Origin of the sequence: Pseudoblastomonas marina, from assembly GCF_014641655.1 — a bacterium.
In the GTDB taxonomy this organism is placed as follows: Bacteria; Pseudomonadota; Alphaproteobacteria; order Sphingomonadales; family Sphingomonadaceae; genus Alteriqipengyuania_A; species Alteriqipengyuania_A marina.
Map to the genome: position 1 here is coordinate 1824498 of NZ_BMID01000001.1, position 21513 is coordinate 1846010.

20 protein-coding genes and 2 tRNA genes are annotated in these 21513 nt (G+C 66.4%); 10 read left to right on the forward strand and 12 right to left on the reverse strand.

What is annotated here, in order from left to right; all coding sequences use genetic code 11:
• Positions 1-36 precede the first annotated feature (36 nt).
• Positions 37-1188, forward strand: a complete 1152-nt coding sequence (locus IEW49_RS08980; protein WP_188642352.1) for a glycosyltransferase family 4 protein — start codon at positions 37-39, stop codon at positions 1186-1188.
• A gap of 48 nt (positions 1189-1236) precedes the next feature.
• On the opposite strand, the gene IEW49_RS08985 is transcribed toward IEW49_RS08980, so the two are convergent.
• Positions 1237-1683: a hypothetical protein gene (locus IEW49_RS08985; protein WP_188642353.1), complete on the reverse strand. Its 447-nt coding sequence runs from the start codon at positions 1681-1683 to the stop codon at positions 1237-1239.
• A gap of 98 nt (positions 1684-1781) precedes the next feature.
• Between IEW49_RS08985 and IEW49_RS08990 the strand changes: the two genes are divergently transcribed.
• The 3 genes from IEW49_RS08990 to IEW49_RS09000 all read left to right on the forward strand — a co-directional run bounded on the left by IEW49_RS08990 (position 1782) and on the right by IEW49_RS09000 (position 5532).
• Positions 1782-3104: a replication-associated recombination protein A gene (locus IEW49_RS08990; RefSeq protein ID WP_188642354.1), complete on the forward strand. Its 1323-nt coding sequence runs from the start codon at positions 1782-1784 to the stop codon at positions 3102-3104.
• Positions 3094-3981 (forward strand): hypothetical protein, encoded by an 888-nt coding sequence (locus IEW49_RS08995; protein WP_188642355.1) that lies wholly within the window; start codon positions 3094-3096, stop codon positions 3979-3981. The genes IEW49_RS08990 and IEW49_RS08995 overlap by 11 nt, the downstream gene beginning before the upstream one ends.
• 339 nt (positions 3982-4320) lie before the next feature.
• Complete coding sequence (locus IEW49_RS09000; protein WP_188642356.1) at positions 4321-5532, forward strand: FG-GAP repeat domain-containing protein; 1212 nt, start codon at positions 4321-4323, stop codon at positions 5530-5532.
• A gap of 111 nt (positions 5533-5643) precedes the next feature.
• Here IEW49_RS09000 and IEW49_RS09005 read toward each other — a convergent pair whose 3' ends face one another.
• A complete protein-coding gene (locus IEW49_RS09005) occupies positions 5644-6585 on the reverse strand; it encodes a glutaminase (RefSeq protein WP_188642357.1) in 942 nt (313 codons plus the stop codon).
• A 65-nt stretch (positions 6586-6650) separates the two neighbouring features.
• Between IEW49_RS09005 and IEW49_RS09010 the strand changes: the two genes are divergently transcribed.
• Positions 6651-6726, forward strand: a tRNA-Thr gene (locus IEW49_RS09010).
• A gap of 45 nt (positions 6727-6771) precedes the next feature.
• A complete protein-coding gene (locus IEW49_RS09015) occupies positions 6772-7371 on the forward strand; it encodes an exopolysaccharide biosynthesis protein (RefSeq protein WP_188642358.1) in 600 nt (199 codons plus the stop codon).
• On the opposite strand, the gene queF is transcribed toward IEW49_RS09015, so the two are convergent.
• Positions 7372-7824 carry a preQ(1) synthase gene (gene queF / locus IEW49_RS09020; RefSeq protein ID WP_188642359.1) on the reverse strand — a complete coding sequence of 151 codons (453 nt, stop codon included), beginning with the start codon at positions 7822-7824 and terminating at the stop codon, positions 7372-7374.
• Positions 7825-7946: 122 nt separating this feature from the next.
• On the opposite strand from queF, the gene IEW49_RS09025 reads away from it, so the two are divergent.
• The 4 genes from IEW49_RS09025 to IEW49_RS09040 are packed head-to-tail and all read left to right on the forward strand — an operon-like array spanning position 7947 to position 12396.
• Positions 7947-9188: a hypothetical protein gene (locus tag IEW49_RS09025; protein WP_188642360.1), complete on the forward strand. Its 1242-nt coding sequence runs from the start codon at positions 7947-7949 to the stop codon at positions 9186-9188.
• Positions 9189-9248: 60 nt separating this feature from the next.
• Entirely contained in the window at positions 9249-10097 is an 849-nt protein-coding gene (gene sseA / locus IEW49_RS09030) for a 3-mercaptopyruvate sulfurtransferase (protein WP_188642361.1), read from the forward strand.
• Positions 10049-11299, forward strand: coding sequence for a cystathionine beta-lyase (metC, locus tag IEW49_RS09035; RefSeq protein WP_188642362.1), 1251 nt, complete (start codon positions 10049-10051; stop codon positions 11297-11299). The genes sseA and metC overlap by 49 nt, the downstream gene beginning before the upstream one ends.
• Positions 11296-12396, forward strand: coding sequence for a mechanosensitive ion channel family protein (locus tag IEW49_RS09040; protein WP_188642363.1), 1101 nt, complete (start codon positions 11296-11298; stop codon positions 12394-12396). Before metC ends, IEW49_RS09040 begins: the two co-directional genes overlap by 4 nt.
• Here IEW49_RS09040 and IEW49_RS09045 read toward each other — a convergent pair.
• The 9 genes from IEW49_RS09045 to ftsZ form a co-directional block, all read right to left on the reverse strand.
• Positions 12393-13310, reverse strand: coding sequence for an NAD-dependent epimerase/dehydratase family protein (locus IEW49_RS09045; protein ID WP_229658147.1), 918 nt, complete (start codon positions 13308-13310; stop codon positions 12393-12395). The two genes, IEW49_RS09040 and IEW49_RS09045, sit on opposite strands and share 4 nt — an antisense overlap.
• Positions 13295-14347: a GTPase ObgE gene (obgE, locus tag IEW49_RS09050; protein ID WP_188642364.1), complete on the reverse strand. Its 1053-nt coding sequence runs from the start codon at positions 14345-14347 to the stop codon at positions 13295-13297. The genes IEW49_RS09045 and obgE overlap by 16 nt, the downstream gene beginning before the upstream one ends.
• A gap of 92 nt (positions 14348-14439) precedes the next feature.
• A tRNA-Ala gene (locus tag IEW49_RS09055) sits at positions 14440-14515 on the reverse strand.
• An 87-nt stretch (positions 14516-14602) separates the two neighbouring features.
• Entirely contained in the window at positions 14603-15505 is a 903-nt protein-coding gene (locus IEW49_RS09060; protein ID WP_188642365.1) for a hypothetical protein, read from the reverse strand.
• Positions 15506-15688: 183 nt separating this feature from the next.
• Positions 15689-16438 carry a Bax inhibitor-1/YccA family protein gene (locus IEW49_RS09065; protein ID WP_188642366.1) on the reverse strand — a complete coding sequence of 250 codons (750 nt, stop codon included), beginning with the start codon at positions 16436-16438 and terminating at the stop codon, positions 15689-15691.
• Positions 16439-16547: 109 nt separating this feature from the next.
• Entirely contained in the window at positions 16548-17348 is an 801-nt protein-coding gene (locus IEW49_RS09070; protein ID WP_188642367.1) for a pyrroline-5-carboxylate reductase family protein, read from the reverse strand.
• Positions 17349-17378: 30 nt separating this feature from the next.
• Complete coding sequence (locus tag IEW49_RS09075; protein WP_188642368.1) at positions 17379-17882, reverse strand: type III secretion system chaperone family protein; 504 nt, start codon at positions 17880-17882, stop codon at positions 17379-17381.
• Positions 17883-18046: 164 nt separating this feature from the next.
• Positions 18047-19693, reverse strand: coding sequence for a tetratricopeptide repeat protein (locus IEW49_RS09080; RefSeq protein ID WP_188642369.1), 1647 nt, complete (start codon positions 19691-19693; stop codon positions 18047-18049).
• A complete protein-coding gene (gene ftsZ, locus IEW49_RS09085; RefSeq protein WP_188642370.1) occupies positions 19644-21410 on the reverse strand; it encodes a cell division protein FtsZ in 1767 nt (588 codons plus the stop codon). The genes IEW49_RS09080 and ftsZ overlap by 50 nt, the downstream gene beginning before the upstream one ends.
• Positions 21411-21513 lie beyond the last annotated feature (103 nt).

The window sequence follows — 21513 nt, forward strand, 5'->3', positions numbered from 1 at the left end:
TTTGCCTTGTATCTCCCGCGCGACTATGGGCTGCGCATGGCCGAACCGCACCCCATCGCCGGCACGCGCATCGCGCTGTTTTCCGGCAACTACAATTACGAGAAGGACGGAGCCAACCAGGCCCTCAACCGGCTCGTCGGTTACCTGTTGCGCCAGGGCGCGGAGGTAAAGGTATTCTCGCCCACCACCGAAACTCCCGCTTTCGAACCCGAGGGCGAACTGCACTCGCTGCCGAGCAAGCCGATCCCGACCCGTACCGAATACCAGTTCCCGCTGGGGCTTTCGGCCGAGAACCGGGCAACCCTCGACGCATTCGATCCGCAAATCGTGCACCTGTCCTCGCCCGACGTTTCGGGCCATCGCGCGCTGACCTGGGCGCGCAAGCGCGGCGTTCCGACGGTGGCATCGGTGCATACGCGGTTCGAGACCTATCCCGCCTACTACGGCGCCGCCTGGGCTGAAAAACCGCTGCTCGCGATCATGCGCCGCTATTACAGCCGCGCCGACGTGGTGCTCGCGCCGACCGAGGTGATCCGCGACGAATACCGCAAGCTCGGTCTCGGTAGGCGGTTCGGCATCTGGCAGCGGGGGGTCGACAAATCCATCTTCAACCCCGGCAAGCGCGACCTGGAATGGCGCCGCGAGCTCGGCATCGCCGACGATGCGGTCGCGATCGGCTACCTTGGACGGCTAGTGCTGGAAAAAGGTCTCGGCCAATTCGCCGAGGTGATCGGCGAGCTCCGCCAGCGCGGGGTTGAGCACGAAGTCCTCGTCATTGGCGAAGGCCCGGCACGCGAATGGTTCGCCGAGCGCGTGCCCGATGCGAAGTTCGCCGGGTTCCAGATCGGCGAAGGGCTGGCGCGCGCAGTCGCCAGCATGGACGTGCTGCTGAATGCCTCGAGCACCGAGGGCTTCTCCAACGTCACGCTCGAGGCGATGGCCTGCGCGCACCCCGTCGTCGCGGTCGACACGATCGGCAGCGACCACCTGGTTCAGGACGGGATCAACGGGCGCCTCGTCGAGCGCGGCGACATCGCCGGCTTTGCCGATGCCTTGCAGGCCTATTGCGAGGACGATGTCCTGCGTCACGCGCACGGCCAGGCCGCACTCGAACGCGCGCACGAATTCGACTGGGACGGCGTCAACGACGCGGTCGCGCAGACCTATCTCGAACTGCTGCGCCAGTAGAATGGCGAAACGCAGACGCGACGACGCCCGCCGCGCCCGCTCGATCGATCAGTGGAGCAGCCCCCGGTTGCGCATCGTCCAGGCATACCAGGTGAAGAAGACCGCGAGCACGATCACCACGTACATGATCGCGCCCCCGCCAAAGTCTTCCAGTTCGGGCGGAACCTCCTGTTGCAACGAAGCGACGAACGAACCCGCCGCGCCCACCAGCGAAACGAGGAAGGCGGGCACCGCCAGCCGGTTGCGCGCCAGCAGCAGCAACGCCCCTGCCAGGCCACCCCAGACGCCCAGCGCCCACAGCGCGCTCATCCAGGCGGGCTGCGCTGCGATCCAGGCCAGCGCGACATCGGTCGTGGCCTCGTCCATGCCCATGAACGCGAACCAGCCGCGATTTTCGAGCTGCGTCATCAAGTAGTCCGTGGCACCGAACCCGTTCCACACCAGCGCCAGGATTCCGACCGCCCAGAAGTGCCAGGGCAATTTCGTATCGGACATTGTTCCTCTCCCCAAGAAAACGTCGTCGACCCCGGGATCGAGATTACCACCTCCCGCAATAATGGCAATTCGGCCGCCAGTGGCTAAGTAGGTCCGCAATGGCCGACCTATTCGCAAACCAAGCGCCGCAAGACGCACCGCCAGCCGAACCGCGGGAGGATGCGCCGCTGGCCGATCGCCTGCGCCCGCGCGCGCTCGACGAGGTGATCGGGCAGGATCACCTCACCGGCGAAGAAGGCGCGATCGGGCGAATGGTCGCCGCCGGGCGGCTGTCGAGCATGATCCTGTGGGGGCCACCGGGCACCGGCAAGACCAGCATCGCGCGGCTTCTTGCCGACAGCGTGGGCATGCGCTTCGCCTCGATCAGCGCAGTATTCTCGGGCGTGGCCGACCTCAAGAAAGCCTTTGCCGAAGCCGACAAGGCAGCCGATGCGGGTCAGCGCACGCTTTTGTTCGTGGACGAGATCCACCGCTTCAATCGCGCGCAGCAGGACGGCTTCCTGCCTTTCGTCGAGCGCGGCACGGTGACGCTGGTCGGTGCGACCACCGAGAACCCGAGCTTCGCGCTCAACGCCGCGCTGCTCAGCCGCGCGCAGGTGCTCATCCTCCACCGGCTCGACCCGCAAGCGCTGGCGCACCTGCTCGATCGGGCGGAAGAACTCGAAGGCCCGCTTCCCCTCACCGCCGAGGCACGCGACGCGCTGGTTGCAAGCGCCGATGGCGACGGGCGTTTCCTGCTCAACCAGGCTGAAACACTCTATGCCGCGCAGATCGATGAGCCGCTCGATCCGGCAGCACTCGGCGCGTTCCTCCAGCGCCGGGTCGCTGTCTACGACAAGGATCGCGAGGGGCATTACAATCTCATCAGCGCGCTGCACAAAGCGGTGCGCGGTTCGGACCCGCAGGCGGCGCTCTACTACCTCGCACGGATGCTCACCGCAGGCGAGGAACCGCGCTTCCTTGCGCGACGCCTGATCCGCATGGCGGTCGAGGATATCGGTCTCGCCGATCCGCATGCCCTCACCCAGTGCATGGCGGCCAAGGATGCCTACGAATTTCTCGGCAGCCCCGAAGGCGAGCTCGCGCTGGTGCAGGCCTGCCTTTATCTCGCCAGCGCACCCAAATCGAACGCCGTCTACAAGGCGCAGAAGGCGGCGTGGAAAAGCGCTAAGGTAACCGGCAGCCTGATGCCTCCGCAGAACATCCTCAATGCGCCGACGAAGCTGATGAAGGATATCGGCTACGGCAAGGGCTACAGCTACGATCACGATGCCGACGAGGGCTTTTCGGGCGATAATTACTGGCCCGAGGAGATGGAACCGCAGACCTATTACGCGCCGGTCGATCGCGGCTTCGAGCGCGAAGTGAAGAAGCGGCTCGACTATTGGGACAGGCTGCGGCGCGAGCGCGGTGAAGGCTGAGCGCTTCAAACACTTCGTCGCGATCGACTGGTCGGGCGCGAAGGGTGCGCGGCAGAAGGGGATCGCGATCGGCGTGGCCGATGCCGCAGGCGGCCCGCCGGTGCTCGCCGAACCAGAGCGCGCGTGGTCGCGCGAAGACGTGCTCGCGATCCTGCGCGACCTGCCCGACGATACGCTGGTCGGGATGGATCTCGGCATGTCGCTGCCCTTCGCAGATTGCGGCGCGTTCTTTCCCGGTTGGGAGGCCAGTCCACCCGATGCCAAGTCGCTGTGGGCGCTGGTGGACGAGATTTGTGCCGACAACCCCAATCTCGAAGTCGGCAACTTCGTCACGCACCCGGACTTGCGCGAATATTTCCACCATGGCGAGCGTATGGGCGAACATTATCGCTGCGATGGTGCCGCCCACCGCAACGGCCGCCTGCGGGTGACCGAGCACGCGCAGGCGCGGATGGGCTGCCGCCCGCACAGCAACCTGAAGCTCGTCGGCAGCGGGCAGGTCGGCAAGTCCTCGCTGACAGGCATGCGGGTATTGCACCGGCTGGGCGGCACGGTGCCGGTCTGGCCCTACGACCCGCTGCCCGATAGCGGCTCGGTGATCGTCGAGATGTACACCGCGATCCCTGCGCTTTCTGCCGGACGCAGCGCCGCGACTTCCAAGCTGCGCGATTACGACGCGCTCAATGCCGCGCTGGCGCATCCGGCGATCGGTTCACCCCGGGTGCGCGGCAGCGGCGCCCTGTCGGACGACGATGCCGACGCGCTGCTCACCGCCGCGTGGCTCCGCGTCCGAGCCCATGATCCGGCGCTCTGGTCGCCCCCAGGCCTGACCCGCGAACTCGCCTCCACCGAAGGCTGGACCTTCGGCGCCGCCTGAACGGGCCGACGCCAGCGTTAACCATCAAATATTATTGCCAAAATGCGACATTCTCCCAGGACCTTGGGGCAATCCCCAACTGACGCCTGATCGCGGTTGACCGACTCCCGCCCGGTTTTCAGGGCCCCCTGCTCAAAAGGGAGTCGCAGAACTTTGAAAACCCGATTTTTTCTCGGGGCAGCACTGCTGCCATTCGTCAGTGCGTGCCAAGAAGACGGCCAAGCCCCCCCGCCGATCTCCGCCCCCTCCCCTTCGCCGACGCCGTCCCCTTCACCGACGCCATCGCCGACCCCGACACCAACACCGACCCCCACCAGCGCCTGTGGGACCGACGCGTCATTGGGGTGTCTCGACCTGGCTTCAACGCCCGCGACGTTCGAGGGCAATCTCGACGTCGAGACCGGGAGCGCGCTTTCGTTCTCACGGCGCGACGTGCTCACCGACATGGACTATTCCTACGGCTTCGCGATCGACGACTTCGATCGGGACGGCCGCCCCGACATCAGTTTCTTCGATTCATGGGTCTCGACCGCAGTCTCGCGTCCGCGCAGCATTACGGGTTACGTCGAATACAGCGGATCCGACCTCAGGACGATCGTACCGGGCGACGCACTCAGCGGGTTCGAGGCGAAGGGGCAGTTGCTGTTCGAGCGGCACACGACCGTGGACGTCAATAATGACGGACACATGGACGTCGTCGGTGTGCTCAATTCCCACGATGCCCTGATCGCCTACCTGAACCCCGGCGATCGCATCAGGAACTGGCCGCGTCGTATCCTCGCGACCGACCTTCCCAACCCGATCAATATCGACAAGGGCGACATCGATAACGACGGAGACATGGATCTCGTCGTGAACCTGCGGATCAATTCCGATGGCGATCCCGAGCAGAAAACCGGTGTCTACTGGCTCGAAAACCCTTCGGCACGCGACGCTGCGTGGGCGGTGAGCGAGGTCTCGGCGACCAAATTCAGCCGCTCGCTTGCGGTCGGCGATTTCGATGATGACGGATTTCTCGATATCTTCGCCTCGGACCTTTCCGGTCGCATGTCCGCCTTCCTCGGGAACGGCGGAAGCAGTTGGAATGCAGTATCCGTTGGCACCGGCGCCGCCCACGGCCATTTCGGCTCGGTTTACGACGTCAACGATTCGGGCAGGTTCGAAATCCTCCAACCTGTCTACCAGGGGATCGCCGTCTACACCTTCGACGCCGACGAATCGACGTTCGGTTCGTATCGCGTCGCCAGTTTCGAGCAGGAAGCGAAACAGATCATCATCACCGAAGCCAAGGCCGCCGATTTCGATGGCGACGGACTGCTCGATATCGCTTTCACGATCGGTTCGTCGGTCTCCGATCCGTTCGCGCCGGCGCGAGGGGGCCTCTATATCCTGCGACAGACCGACACCGGATGGTCACTCGACGTTATCGAGGAGGATCGGGGCTCGATGGTCGGACTTGAGCTCGTGGATTACAATGGCGACGGGAAAATCGATATTGTCGCAAATATCGAATACCCGCTGAATGCGGTGACGGTGTACCTGCAGAACTAGCGATCGGGCCTGTTGGCAGGCGCCATACGAGGCCGCGGGCCCGTTGGGGTGCTGCCTGTCCCAACGGCTTTCGCTTGGTGCGAAAGAAGCAGCCTTGCGGCTCGGCAATCGCTAGATCTCGTCGAGCCGCCCGCTGAAGACCGACCAGCCGGTGCGGTCGGCGATCTGGGCGAGCGCGCGGGCGCCGAGCAGGCTGGTGCCCCAGCGGTTGAGCCCGGGCGACCACACCGCGATCGTCGCGCGGCCTGGAATGCTGGCGAGGATCCCGCCGCCCACCCCCGACTTGCCCGGAAAACCGACATCGAAGGCGAATTCGCCCGAATTGTCGTAGTGGCCGCACAGCAGCATCAGCGCATTGATCCGCCGGGTACGCTCGCGCGAGCACATTCGTTCGCGGGTCACCGGATCGCACCCGTCGAAGGCGAGAAAAAGCGCGGCGTCGGCCAGCTGGCGGCAGGTCAGCGCCAGTGCGCATTGGCGGAAGTAGACCGACAGGACGTCCTCGACCGGGTTCAGCAACCTCCCGAAATCGGCCATGAAATAGGCGAGACTGCGATTGCGCGCGCCGGTTTCGCTTTCCGAGCGGGCGACCCGCTCGTCGATCCCGATATCGTCATCGCGCCCCATGTTCTGCAACTTGGCGAGCAGGTCCGCCACCGCCTCGTCGGGCCCGCGATCGCCGATAAAGCGGTCGGTCGTGACGATCGCGCCCGAATTGATGAACGGGTTGCGAGGAATGCCCTTCTCGCGCTCGAGCTGGACGATCGAGTTGAAGGCGTTGCCCGAAGGCTCGCGGCCGACCGCATCCCACAGCGCCAGCCCTTCGCGCTCGAGCGCCTGGGCGAGCACGAAAACCTTCGAGATCGACTGGATCGAGAACGGCTCGTCCGTATCGCCCGCGCAATGGACCTCGCCGGAACGGGTCGCCACCGCGATGCCGAACTTGGTCGGGTCGACCTCGGCCAGCGCCGGAATATAGCGCGCCGGGGTCCCGCAACCGCGCTCGTCCGCGAGCGCATTCCAGGTGTCGTCAACGATCTGTTGCAGGTCCATGGTGCCCGACTAAGGGAATGGGACTGGATTTTGCAGCCCCTTTCGATCATGGGGCGCTTGTCAGTGCCGGTTTAGCTCAGCTGGTAGAGCAGCGGTTTTGTAAACCGAAGGTCGCGGGTTCGATTCCTGCAACCGGCACCATATCCTTCCCCGCCCGTTACTCTCCCACACAGGGGAGTTAAGCGTTTGAAAGAGCCGCATAGCGTCGCCGATATCCTCGACGATCTCGAGGAGCTGGCGGAGGGAAACGACCAGGTGTCGATCGCCGACACGATCGAAGCGTTCGGCGAGCGCAGTTGGGGGCCGCTCATCATGGTGCCCGCACTGCTCGAGATCACCCCGATCGGTGGAATTCCCGGCGTACCCTCGTTCCTCGCGCTGGTGGTCGCCCTCGTTGCAGTGCAGATGGTGATCGGACACGATCACCTGTGGATGCCCGGCTTCATCGAAAACCGGTGTGTCGAGGCCGACAAGCTGGAGAAGGCTGCGGACAAGCTGCGCGGACCCGGCAAGCGGCTCGACCGGTGGTTTCACGGGCGCTGGTGCAGGTTCACGCGCAATCCGTGGCACAAGATCGCCGGCGTGCTGATCCTGGCCCTATGCGTGACCGTTCCCCCGCTCGAACTGCTGCCCTTCGCGAGCAGTGGCCCGATGATCGCGATCGCGTTCTTCGGGCTCGCACTGATGGTGCGCGACGGATTGCTGATGCTGGTCGCAACCGGCCTCGCGGTCGTTTCGCTTGTCGTCGGGAGCTATTTTGCGCTCGGATCTTCGGGCGGCGGTTAGCTAGCCTCGGCCGCGATACGGGGCGACGCCCTGATCCGGCACCCACAGCCCGGCTGGCGCATCGCCCGATTGCCAGAAAACGTCGATCGGAATGCCGCCGCGCGGATACCAGTAGCCGCCGATCCGGAGCCAGTGCGGTTCCATCTCGTCGAACAGGCGCTGTCCGATCCCCACCGTCACGTCCTCGTGGAAGCCGCAATGGTTGCGGAAGCTGCCGAGGAACAGCTTGAGGCTCTTCGATTCGACGATCTGCGCCTTGGGCGCGTAATCGATCACTAGGTGCGCGAAATCGGGCTGGCCGGTCACCGGGCACAGCGAGGTGAATTCGGGCGCGGCGAAGCGGACCATGTAGGTCGATCCGGCACGCGGGTTGGGCACGTAGTCGAGCACCGCCTCTTCAGGCGATTCGGGCAGCGGGCTCTGCTGGCCCAGGAATTTGGGTGTGTCGGACATGCCACAAGCTCTGGCGCGAATGACACCGCCTTGCAAGCGCGGGGCTGATTCGCCGCGCTTCACCCGCTATTCAGAGCGCTTTCGCGAAGCCGTCGCATCGCGCCCCAATAGCAGCATCGCCCATGTCAAAGATCCTCGTCCTACCGCTCGCTTCGCTTGCCGCACTGATTGCGCTTGCCCCGGCGGAAGTCGCCGCGCAGGGCTTCGACCTGCCCCCTGCCCCGACGCCGTCGCCGTCCTCGAGCCCGGTCTACGGACCGCAGGATCCCGACCGGCCGGCCGCGCGCCCGATTCCCGTCCCGACACAGCGCGCGACCCCGGCGGCACGAAGCACGCCCATGTCGCAGCCGAGCGCGACAGCAACGCCGACGCCCTCGCCGCAGTCTCCGGTCGTCCAATCGGTCCCGACATCGCGCCAGACGACTGCCGCGAGGCGACCGACTGAGCCTGCGAACCGGCCCGTAACGACCGAGCGCGCTCCCGGGACTCCCGGCGAGCCGACGTCGCAGCCAGACGCAATTGGTCCGACCGAAATCCCGACCTCGCTGCCGGCCGCTCCGACCACAGCGACCGCTCCGCCCGAGCCTGCCGGAGAGGCACCCACCGACAGCGGCCTGCCGTGGCTGTGGATCGTTCTGGTCGCGCTCGTCATCGCGCTGGCCGGAGGAGCATTTGCCTGGTGGCGTCGACGCGAAGGCCCCGCGGCCGTCAGCGTCCCCGAAATCGAGCGCCCGGCGCCCGTGAAGCGGTCGCCCGCGGCAACCAACCCGGGTCCGGTGCAGGCAGCCACGCCAGCGGCCACGGTCGCCGATCCGTCCAAGGTCGCGCCGCTCCCCTCACCGCCCAAACCCGCCGCCGTGGCCTTCGACAACGGACCGCTGCACGTGGCGTTCGAGGTGCGCGATATCACCGCGACCCTGATGACGGTCACGCTCAACTACCGCATCACCGTATCCAATCGCGGTCGCGAAACGCTGACCGAGCTGCTCGTCGGGGGGGTGATGGAAGCCGCGCGGGGAGACGTGGCGATCGAGCGCCAGCTCGAGCCCCCGCTGGGCAAGCTGCCCGCTGCGCACAATTCCAAGAACCTCGAGCCCGGCGCGGTGATCGAACTGACCGGAGAGTTCCGGGTGCCGCTCGCGCAACTCAACCCGATCCGCCGCGGCGAGCAGGCCCTGTTCGTACCGATCGTCCGTCTGCGCGCGGCCGCTGCCTCCGACGGCAACGATCCCGTGATCGCACAGCAAAGCATCCTGCTGGGGCGGGCCGACCAGGGACCAGAGCTGGTTCCGATCCGGCTCGACCAGGGGCCGCGCGTCTATCGCCATATCGGCCAGCGCCTCGTCGCCCCGCAGGCCGCGTGACGGGTGGACCTCGCCCTGCGCGCTAGCTAATCCTGATCCTTCGCAGCGGGAGAAGGTGCGATGGACAGTCTCGTATCGACCGAATGGCTCGCGGGAGAGCTCGAAGCCGACGACCTGCGGGTGGTCGATGCCTCGAAGCACCCGTTCGAACCCCAGCGGGACCCGCGCGCCGAATACGAAGCCTCGCACATCCCGGGCGCGGTGTTCCTCGATCTCGGCGCGCTGGTCGACGATGCGGCCGATGCGCCCAACATGCTTCCGCCGCCCGAACAATTCGCCAGCCGGATGCAGGCGCTCGGCATCGGCGACGGCAGCCGGGTCGTCATCTACGACGATCGCAGCCAGGTACGGAGCGCCACCCGCGCCTGGTTCATGTTCAAGCTGTTCGGTGCTTCCAACGTCGCGATCCTCGACGGCGGGCTCACCAAGTGGGAGCGCGAGGGCCGCCCGGTCGAAAGCGGTCGACGGGAGCGGCGAACGCGCCATTTCACCACCTACGGCTCGGGCCGGCAGGTGCGCTCGAAGGCGGACATGCTCGCCAATATCGATCGCGATGCCGAGCAAGTGGTCGATGCCCGCCCGGCCGAGCGTTTCGAAGGCTCGACGCCCGAGCCGCGCGAGGGCATGGGCGCGGGCCATATCCCCGGCGCATGCAACCTGCCGGTGGGCTGGCTGTTCGAAGACGACGGCACCTGGAAGGACGAGGCGGGCCTGCGCGCCGCGTTCGATCGCGCGGGGGTCGATTTCGACCGGCCGCTGGTCACCAGTTGCGGCAGCGGGATGACGGCCGCCGCGGTCCTGTTCGCGGCGCACCTGCTCGGGAAGGACGATGTCGCGCTGTATGACGGCAGCTGGGCCGAATGGGGCGCAGACCCCGCTACCCCCAAGCAGACGGGACCGGCGCGCTGACCGGGGATCGCAAACCGCCCAGGAAGACGGCGACACGGCTCGTCGAGGGAGGACGTCGTCCCGAATGGACCGGCGCGGTGGTCAATCCGCCGGTCTGGCGCGGCTCGACCCACCTCTACGACACCCACGAGGAACTCGCGCGCGGGCACCCCAATGCCGACGGGCATTTCCACTACGGGCGGCGTGGCGCGCCGACCCAATGGGCGTTGGCCGAGGCATTGACCGAGCTCGAACCGGGCGCGGCCGGGACGATGCTCTATCCGTCGGGCACGGCGGCCTTGTTTTCCGCGTTGGCGGCGGTGCTCGAAAGCGGCGACCGGCTCGCGCTGACCGACAATGCCTACGAGCCGACGCGGGCGATCGCGTTCGGCCCGCTCAAGCGGATGGGCGTCGAAACGATCACCTTCGATCCGCTCGACCATGCGGCGTTCGAAGCGCTGGTGAGCGAGGGCGTTGCCGCGGTCCTGCTCGAGAGCCCGGGCAGCCTGACGATGGAAGTGTGCGACGTTCCCGCGCTGGCGGATATCGCACATCGTCACGGAGCCACGGTCCTGCTCGACAATACCTGGGCCTCGCCGCTCGGCTTCGCCGCGCTCGATCACGGGGCCGATATCGCGATCATGTCGCTGACCAAGCATGTCGGCGGGCATTCCGACCTGCTCATGGGGAGCGCGGCCGGCAACGAGAAATTCTACCGCACGCTCCGGCGCGCGGCGCAGTTGCAGGGCCAGCACGTCTCGCCCGACGATGCCGCGCTGGCCCATCGCGGGTTGCGCACGATGCAATTGCGGCTCGAGCGCGCGACCGAGAACGCCCGCAAAGTCGCCGAATGGCTGGCGGGCCGCGACGAGGTCGCGCAGGTGCTCTGCCCGCTGCTCCCCGGCGCGCCGGGCAACGAGCTGTGGCAGCGCGATTTCAGTGGGGGCTGCGGGCTGTTCAGCTTCGTGCTGAAGGGTCGCGACAAGGCTGCGCGCGGGCGTTTCCTCGATGCGCTCGACCTGTTCGGCATGGGCTATAGCTGGGGCGGGTACGAAAGCCTCGCCGTACCGTTCGATCCGGCGCGGATCCGCGACCGGATGGCGTGGCCACCGGCCGGCTGCGCGAATGAAGACGTGCTCGGCATCCGCCTTTCCGTGGGATTGGAAGACAGCAGGGACTTGATTGCAGACCTCGAACAGGGGATTGCTGCTCTCCACGCATGACGACACCAACTGCCACCGCCACCGCTCCCGAGACCGCCGCCGACAGCGGTGCGCAGCCGCTCGCGCCGGTATTCGACCGGCTCGAAGAGGCCGCCAACGCCACACCCGAACCAGTCGATACCGCGACCGGCGCGGTCACCGCCACCGAGGGCATCCGCGAAGTCGCGGCGCAGAACGAAACCGCAGGCACCGTGGTCGAGGCGATCGACGCGGTCGCGCTGACGCTCGGCGATCATCGCATTTCGCTGCTCGATGTGCTGGTTGTGATCGGCATCATCGGCGGCGTGCTGCTGTTCGCCTGGGGCTTCGGCAAGGTCGTACGCCGCGGTATCCGCAAGTTCAGCGGGTTCGACGCAACCCAGCAATTGCTCGCCGAAAAACTCGTCACGATCGTCGTCTGGGCGGTCGCCTTCCTGATCGGGATCGACCTGCTCGGCATCGACCTCACCGCGCTGGCGGTATTCTCGGGTGCTTTCGGCCTGGCGATCGGTTTCGGCCTGCAGAAGACTTTCGGTAACCTGATCGCGGGAATCATCCTGCTGATGGACCGCTCGATTAAGCCGGGCGACGTGATCGCGGTGACCGACCAGGCGGGCAAGGAAAGCTTCGGCCAGATCCGCAAGATCGGCATCCGCGCGGTCTCGGTCACCACCCGCGACCAACGCGAATACCTGATCCCGAACGAAAACCTGATGATCAACCAGGTCGAGAACTGGTCCTATTCGTCAAAGAACGTGCGCATGCAGGTGCCGGTCGGCGTCTCCTATGGCTGCGACATCGGCGTGGCGGAAAAGCTGATGCTTCAGGCGGCGAAGGATTGTCCCCGCGTGCTCGATATCCCGCCTCCCACCGTGTGGCTCGACGGCTATGGCGACAGCAGCGTGAATTTCGTCATCCAATGCTGGATCAAGGATCCCGAAGACGGGGTCGGCAATGTCCGCTCGCAGGTGCTCAAGAACCTGTGGTGGCTGCTCAAGGAAAACGACATCGAGATCCCCTTCCCGCAGCGCGATCTCAACCTGCGCGGCAACGAACAGTTCGACCAGCTGATCGCTGCCGTCGCGCAGCGCATCGATACGACGGGGAAAGAGCCCTAGAGCCAGCCCTCGGTTTCGTACCAGCGCGCGGTTGCGGCGAGCCCCTCGTGCGTATCGATTTGTGGTTCCCACAGCTCCGGTGGCGGCCTGCGATCGGGTCGCGCCACCCAATCGGGGTGCACCATGTAACCGACCCGGTCGGGGGTCAGCTTGGCCTTGTCGCCGCGCAGCATCCGGTCGCCGCGCGCGGCAAGCGAGAGCAGCCGGCCGGGCACGCGTGGCACGAATGCCTTGCGCCCTACCGCCGCAGCGATCGCGCGGGCGAGCTCGCCGTGCTCCCACCCCTGCGCGCGCCCATCGTCGGGCTCGTAAATCCGGTCGTCTCCGCGTTGCCCCGCCAGCGTCAAGAGCAGCGATGCGAGGTCATCGACGTGGATCACCGAGGTCCGTCCCTGTGGCGGCATCGGCAGGACGCGCTTCTTCGCCGCGCGGAACAGTTCGAACATCTCGGTATCATGCGGCCCGTAGACCGCCGGAGGGCGGACGATGCTGCAGTCCAGCCCCGAAGCTCGCACGACGTCCTCGCCGCGCTTCTTCGAGCGACCATAGAGCGACAGGTCGGGTTCGCGCGCTGCCAGCGAGGAAACGAGCACGAGGCGTTCCGGTCCCGCTTGTTCGGCCGCACGGGCCAGCGAGTATGCGCCCCGCACATTGGCTGCTTCGAACAGCGCCGGATCGGAAGCGCTGACCACCCCCGCGACATGGATCACCGCGTCGCTATCCGCGACCAACCGTTCGAGTGAAGTATCGTCGGACAGATCGCCTGCGATCCATTCGAGGCCCTCGCGTTCCGACTGCGGGCGGCGGGTCAGCGCGCGCACGGTGTGTCCGGCGGCGAGCGCCCGTTCGATCGTCGCGCGGCCGACGAAACCCGTGCCGCCGGTGATCGCGAGCACGCTCAAATCGGCGACCACTCCGCATCGTCGGCATCTTCGACCTCGGCACTGCCCGGTGCACCGGTCTTCTTCTCGGGCAAATATCCCAGCACCGCGTCGAGCAGTTCGGGGATTCCGTCGCCGGTCGCACCCGAGATCGGGAAGACCTCGTCGACGCCCGCTTCCTTCAACTCGGCGGCGAAGGCCTCGAACAGTTCCTCGTCGACCAGGTCGAGCTTGTTGAGCGCGACGAGGCGGGGCTTGTCTTCGAGCCCCTCGCCATAGGCCGCCAGCTCATCCTCCACCGTCTTGAGCGCATCGACCGGCTCCTCGCCCTCGATATCGATCAGGTGGATCAGCACGCGGCAGCGCTCGATATGGCCGAGGAAGCGATCGCCGATGCCCTTTCCATCCGCAGCACCCTCGATCAGGCCGGGGATGTCGGCGATCACGAATTCGCGGCCCTTGTGGCGCACCACGCCGAGTTTGGGCGCAATGGTGGTGAAGGCATAGGCTCCGACCTTGGCCTTGGTGTTGGCCACCGCGTTGAGGAAGGTCGACTTGCCCGCATTGGGCAGCCCGACCAGCCCGACATCGGCGAGCAGCTTCAACCGCAGCCAGACCCACATTTCCTGCGACGGTTCGCCCGGCTGGTGCTGGCGCGGCGCACGGTTGGTCGAGGTCTTGTAGCTCGCATTGCCGCGGCCGCCCATGCCGCCCTCGAGCAGCACGATGCGCTGGCCTTCCTCGGTCAGGTCGGCGAGCACCTCTTCCTTGTCCTCGGACAGGATCTGCGTGCCCACGGGCACCTTGATCACCAGCGGCTTGGCCGAGGCGCCGGTGCGGTCCTTGCCCATGCCGTGGCCGCCGCGATCGGCCTTGAAATGCTGCGAATACCGGAAATCGATCAGCGTGTTGAGCGCGGGCACGGCTTCGAAGACCACGTCCGCTCCGCGACCGCCGTCACCGCCATCGGGACCGCCCATCTCGATATACTTCTCGCGCCGGAAGCTTACGGCCCCGGGGCCGCCTGCGCCCGAACGAATGAAAATCTTGGCCTGGTCGAGGAAATGCATGCTGGTTCAGGTAGTCCGGATGGGCGCGATTGGGAAGGAAAGGGTCCATAAAACCGAAAAAGGCGGCCCGAGGGCCGCCCTTTCATTCCAACTGGTGGAGCCGAGCGGGATCGAACCGCTGACCTCGTCATTGCGAACGACGCGCTCTCCCAACTGAGCTACGGCCCCGTTCCAGTGGCTTCTCGCCGCAGCCTAAGCCGTGCGAGGGGCGCCCATTAGCCAAAGCACGCGCGCGTGCCAAGGGCTAATCGCGACCTATTCCTCGCCGTCGGGCGTGGGGCCGTAGGCCGGCTCGTCGGAGGAGGGCGACGCCGGCGTCGGCGTGGGGCGGATCGGATCGGGATCGGGCAGGGCCGCCGTACCCGGCAGGCTCGCCGGGGCGCCGGTTACGGTGAGCGGCGCATCGGGCGTCGGTACGCTCGGTGCGGTTTCCGGATCGACAGGGGCGATGCCCGTCCCGGTCTGGATCGCGGTGTCGCTGACGAGGCTCGATGCCATGATCGGGGCCGAGATCGGCGTACCGTAGGTTTCTTCCCAATCGGCGACCGCGGCGCGCCAGGCCTCGAATTCGTTATAGAAACTGATCAGCACCTCATCGAGCTCGGCCAGTCCCTGGGTGGCGAAGGATTCGAACTCGGCCGGGTCGACCACGGTGACGCCGAAACTCAGCCGGTTCGCAACGTCGCACAGCTCGGGCATCGTCGGCGGGAAAGCGAAATAATTGTAGACCTTGGTCATGTAGCTTTCGCGCGGCATGACGTAGCGGGCGCCGTATTCGTCGCGAAAGCGCTGTTCGACGCCGCGATTGGCAGCCGAAAGCGCGCGCGCGTGGCGCTTGAGCATGGCGCCGTAATTGTCGACCAGCAGGCTGTAGTCGGGCCCGAGGCAATTGAGCGCCGCTACGTTGAGCGCGCTGCGGAAATTCCACACCACCTGCGAGGTCGAGATGTTGCGGTTGACCGTATCGCGCCTGCCGAAGGCATCCATGGGCGGGATCACCACGCCGCCGGTGACGCCCAAGGGCGGCTGCGGGCGCGGCGGAATGACCACGGCGGCGGGCGGCGGCGGGGGTGGCGGCGGCGGAGGAGGAGGCGGCGGTGCCGGCGTCGCACAAGCGGCGAGCGCCGCCACGAGGGTGACAATGACACCCGTTCTCATCGAATTACGACCCGTCATACCAACCTTCCCGAAAATCCTTAACGACAGCCCCCTGTCCGGACCTGCCTTAGCGGAAGCTGAAGCTCCACGCCAACCAACCTTTGTAATGAATAGCCGCTGACAACGAAAAAGCCCGGCAGGATCACTCCTGCCGGGCTTTCGCGTGTTCGGTCGTCCCTTCGCTTATTCGCGTCCGCCGAGGAAGGCGAGCAGGAACTGGAACATGTTGATGAAGTCGAGATACAGGCTGAGCGCGCCGAGGATCACTGCCTTGCCGGCCCACTCGGTCCCGCGGACATGCATGTACTGCGCCTTCAGTCGCTGCGTATCGTAGGCGGTGAGGCCCGCGAAGATCAGCACGCCGATCGCGCTGATCGCCATGGCGAGACCGCTCGACTGCAACCAGATGTTGAGCAGCATCGCAACGAGCAGTCCGACCACGCCCATGATCAGGAAGGTGCCGAAGCCCGACAGGTCCTTCTTGGTGGTGTAGCCGAACAGGCTGAGGCCGGCGAAGGCGGCCGCAGTCGCGAAGAAGGTCAGCGCGATGGATTCACTCGTGTAGACGAGGAAGATCGTCGACAGAGATATACCCATCAGGGTCGCGAAACCCCAGAACATCGCCTGCAAGGCACCTGCCGAGAAGCGATTGGCGCCCAAGCTCATCGCAAACACGATCGCCAGCGGCGACAAGATCACGATCCAGGCCAGGATACCGCCACTCGTGAACAATTGCGCGGCCATCGAATTCTCGCCGCCTTGGGCGAAGACGAGCGCAATGATCCCCGAGAGCAGCACGCCCGAGGTCATGTAGTTGTAGATCGAGAGCATGTGCTTGCGCAGCCCCGTGTCGCGCACGGTGCTCGGCACCGAGGCGCTGTCGATGCCGGTTCCGTAACCGACGCCGGTGCGCTGGTCGTTCCAATCGGCCATTCGTCGAACTCCTATCCCGTCCGCGCCACCATAGGCGCTGACTTGTGCCGACAATATCGGCATCCATCGGCTTAATTTCAAGCGTAATCGGTCGCCGCGACCGTGCGCGTCACTTACCCGATTTACGCGCTTCTTCCGCCATTTCGGTGCCCCGGTCGCGCGCGGCGGCGAGCGTGTCGCGGAGCAGGTTGCGCAGTGCATCGCGCTCGTCGAGCACGTCCATGCCCTTTTGCGTCATGCCGCCGGGGCTCGCGACCCGCTTGGCCAGCTCACCCGGCGAGTGCCGCGAATTCACCGCCAGCTGGGTCGCCCCGTCGACCATGGCGAGCGCCAGCTTGTCGGCTTCCTCGCGATCGAGCCCGAGATCGGTCGCCGCTCCTGCGATCGCATCGATGAAGCGGTAGACGAAAGCCGGGCCCGAACCGCCCAGCGCGGTGGTCAGCTCGTAGTTTTCCTCATCGACCCAAGCGAAGGGGCCGAGCGGCTTGGCCAGCTGCTCGACGGCTTCGCGCTGCTTTTCGGTCAGGCTGCGGCCTGCCAGCGCGATCGGCGACTTGCCCAGCGCACAGGCGAGGTTCGGCATCAGGCGGATCACCTTGCCCGCATTGGGAAAGGCCTTGCGCAGCGAATCGAGGTCGACCCCGGCGAGGATCGAGATGATCGTCGCGCCGTTCGAAGCCGGGCCCAGCTTGGGCGCGACGTCGGCGAGCATGTGCGGCTTGAACCCCAGCACCAGCGCGTCGAAGGGCGTGGGCGGGATATCGGTGACCAGCTTGGTCCCCTGCGGCACCGTTTTCGGGCGCGGGTTGTAGATCGTGAAGTGGTGCGGCGGGATTCCGCCCGCGATCCAGCCTTCGACCATAGCCGAGGCCATGTTGCCGAAACCGCAGACAAGGATACGTTCAAACATTGCGCGATGCCTCCATGGGCATTGCGCCTATTAGGCTTCGCCCGCTGCGTCCACCATTGCATTGGCCAGCGCTTCTGCCGGTTCCTTGTCGCCCCACAGCGCGAACTGGAAGGCGGGATAGAACCGGTCGCATTCGGCCACCGCCGCCTCGACCGCGGCTTTGGCCTGGGCCAGGCTGAGCAATCCGTCGTCGCCGAGCATCAGCCCGTGGCGGTAGAGCAGCATTCCGCCATTCGACCAGATGTCGAAGTGGCCGAGCCAGAGCTGTTCGTTGACCATCGCCAGAAGCTCGAACACGGCCACCCGCTTTTCCTGCGGCACGCGCACTTCGGGCAGGCAGAGCAATTGCAGGACATGATCGTCGCGCCGCCACACGCCGCGCAGCTGGTAGGTCGTCCAACTGCCGCGGATCTCACCCGCGATCTCGTTTTCCTGGGTCAGCTCGAAGGGCCAGCCATGGGCTTCGAACAGCGCCGCGAGCATTTCGACCGGTGCGGCATCCTCGGTGGCCGTGATTGCGTTTACCGTACCCATGCTTCCCTCATGTCCATGGGCGCCCTTATGAATCGCCATGACTCCCGGGAGCAATGTGCGCCGGACTCGCAGCTGCGTATAACTCGATAAGCCTGTGGTATCGCTGTGGAAAAGCCCGGCAGGAACTGGGGATAACTACCCTGCGTCGCAATCCACGGAGCAGCTCAACGGTCGGGCAGGAGGATCACTTCCTCGCCATCTTCGGACCGCCAGACAAGGCTGTCATGCCCCGCTTCCTTGAGCGCATTAACCAAGTCCATGGCCTCCGCGCGCGACGCGAAGGGGCCAGTTACCATCCGGTTGGTCTGGCCCAGCCCAGCTCGATAGCCATCGCGGCCCTCGAGCTGCGAATGGCGTCGCTGGAGCCGGCGCCAGTCGAAGGCCAGCGCATCGACGTCGCGACCGATTCCGAGCTGGACCCAGATTCGCGCGGGGTTCGGTGGCGGCGGGGGGTCTTCGGGCTGCGGGCGCGCAGGTTCGATCCCGGTCACGTCGACCCCGCCCTCCGACGCATCCGGATCGACCGTCGGCCTCGCGAAATCGCCGAATGCGCTGGCGAAATCGGGTTCGGGTTCAGCAATCGGCTCTTCGCGCGTCGTCGACGGCACCTGCGACAGGTCGAATCCCGCGCTTGGCTGCACCGGCTGCTCGACCGGCGCCGCGGCGCCCTGCTCCTGTGTCGGCAGGGTGGAGCGCGAGACTTCGCCTGCACGCGTCTCCGGGTTCGACGGAGCCGGATCTGCCGCTGGCGCCGAATCGGTACGTTCGCGCGGGACCGCTGTTCGAGACTGGCGATCGCGCAGCGTCGTCGCCTGCCGGGCAAGCACTTCACCATCGCTGTCGCGCGTGACTGCGTCCGCTGGCTCGGGGCGGCTGGCCTGCGTCGTTCCTGCATCCGGCCCGAAGGGCTGGCCCTGCGGCACCAGGCCGTCACCGGGCTGTCGCCGCCCCTGCGCCGCCGATTGCGGGCTGCGGACATAGGCCGCGATCTCGGGCGTATCGCGACCGATCTGGCTCGAGCGCGGAAACTGTCCGAGATTGGCGGCCGCCGCTTGCTGGGCGGCTGTCAACCGCGGCATGATCCGCAGGAATGGCTCCATCTCGCGCGCGAGCCCGGCGGGCATGACCGCATTGGCGACCGTGACCGCCTCGTCGCTCGCGCCGAGGATCGCCAGCGCGAAGGCGCGCGTCCGCCATGCCGCCTTGTTCTGTCGTTGCAACAGCGGCAGCAGGGTGGCTTCGGAGGCTTCACGATCGCCCGCGATCGCCTGGCTGAGCGACAGCCGCCGGACGAGTTCCTCCGAACGGGTCACGGCGAGGGCCTCGCGATAGATCGCCTGCGCGCGGGCCTGGTCGCCGACCAGGTCATAGGCCAGCCCGCGTTCGGCGACGATCGAGAGATCGCGCAGCGCGTCGTCCCCGACATTATCGAACAGGCTGAGCGCCAGCACCGGCTCGTTTCGCCGGACCTGGACCGCTGCCAACCCCGCCAGCGCGTCGCTGCTGCCCGGATCGAGATCGCGCAGGCGCGAGAAGAAACCCAGCGCCGCGTCGGTATCGCCCAGCGCCAGCGCCGAGCGCCCGGCCGTCAGCAGCGCGCGCCGTTCGTTCGGGTTGCGCGCCAATGTCTGCAGGGCTTCGGTGAGCGCGCGCTCCTCGGCGCTCGGAAGTCGCTGGACGACTTCCTGCGCCTGGATGGCGACAGGCAGGACCAGTGCCGCCCCGGCACAGGCCAGCGCGGCGAGCGTCGTGCGCAGCGGCTTACTGGTTGTTCTGGCGACCGAGGAAGCGCGGAATATTGACGGCGCCATTGTCGTCCTCCTCCTCGTCTTCCCCCGCGCCCTTTTCCGGTTCCGACGAGGACTTGCCCCCGCCGCGCGACAGGTTGGCCATGCGTTCGAACAGCGTGCTGCCACCGCCCGGAACTGGCGGACCGCCCGAAGGCTGGGCCGGGGCCCCACCTGCCGAGGTCCCGCCGAGGCCGTCGGCGGCGGACGGTGCGGGTTCGGGAGCTGGGGACGGCGTGCCCGCCTCGTCATCGCGGCATTCGGCGAGCCGCGAGGCGTCGAGCAGCAATTCGTCTTCGCCCTCGTCCTCGACCTCGTCGATGCTATTGGGCATGCGCGGAAGACCACCGCCGGTCAGGTCGGCATAGGCATCCTCGTTGACGTCGTCTTCGCCTTCCTCGTCCTCGGCGAAATCGAGTGACAGGTCGAGCGGTTCGTCCTCGTCGTCGGAGAAGCCATGGTCTTCTCCGGGCGCGGTGTAGCCGCTGTCGTCGGCCGGTGGCGGCACCGCGTCGTCCGACGCGCCGGAATAATCATCGCCGCCGTCGAAGCCCTCATTGGTGTCGAGGTCGTCGACCGGTTTCGCCTCGCCACGGCGTGCGAGCGGGGAGTCGCCGAACCCGGCATCGGCGGGCTCGGGCGAGGCCTCCTGCGGTTCGGGCGCTTCGTAGGTGATCTCGGGTTCGGGCACCGGTTCCTTCTTGACCGGCTCGGGCACGCGGGACGCCGGCGACGGGGTACGCGCCGCACGACCGCCGTCATGCGCGCCCGCGACATGGCCGTCGATCCCGGTCGCCACGACCGAGACGCGGATCTTGCCTTCGAGGTCGGGGTTGAACGCCGAGCCCCAGATGATGTTGGCATCGGGATCGACGAGCTCGCGGATGTGGTTGGCGGCCTCGTCGACTTCGAGCAGGCGCATGTCCTCGCCGCCGATGATCGAGATGATGACCCCGCGGGCGCCCTGCATCGAGACGCCGTCGAGCAGCGGATTGGCGATCGCCATTTCGGCCGCTTCGAGCGCGCGGCTTTCGCCCTCGCTTTCGCCGGTGCCCATCATGGCCTTGCCCATTTCCTGCATCACCGAGCGGATGTCGGCGAAGTCGAGGTTGATTAGGCCGGGCATCACCATCAGGTCGGTGATCGAGCGGACGCCCTGCTGCAGCACCTCGTCGGCAAGCTGGAACGCTTCCTTGAAGGTCGTCTCGGCCTTGGCGACGAGGAACAGGTTCTGGTTGGGGATGACGATCAGCGTGTCGACATGGTCCTGCAGCTGGTCGATCCCCTGTTCGGCCGAGCGCATGCGCCGCGTGCCTTCGAACAGGAAGGGCTTGGTCACCACGCCGACAGTGAGGATCCCCATCTTGCGCGCGGTTTCGGCGATCACAGGTGCGGCGCCGGTGCCGGTGCCGCCGCCCATGCCGGCCGCGATGAAGACCATGTTGACGCCTTCGAGCGCCTTTTCGATTTCCTCGATCGTTTCTTCCGCCGCAGCACGGCCGACTTCGGGCCGCGCGCCCGCGCCCAGCCCCTTGGTCAGTTCGGGACCGAGCTGGATGCGGGTTTCGGCGACGGAGCTGTTGAGCGCCTGTGCGTCGGTGTTCGCGTAGACGAAGTCGACGCCCTCGATATCGGCATCGATCATGTTGGTGATCGCGTTGCCGCCCGCGCCGCCCACGCCGATGACGACGATGCGAGGACGCAGTTCGTCCATGTCTGCCGGGGCGATATTGATGCTCATTCCATTCTCTCCTGAAAGCACGCAGCTCTCACCAGGGGGTATTCACTCATAGCAATGGCACAATGCCATGTGCTGTTCCAAAACATATCGGCGACTAATCCAC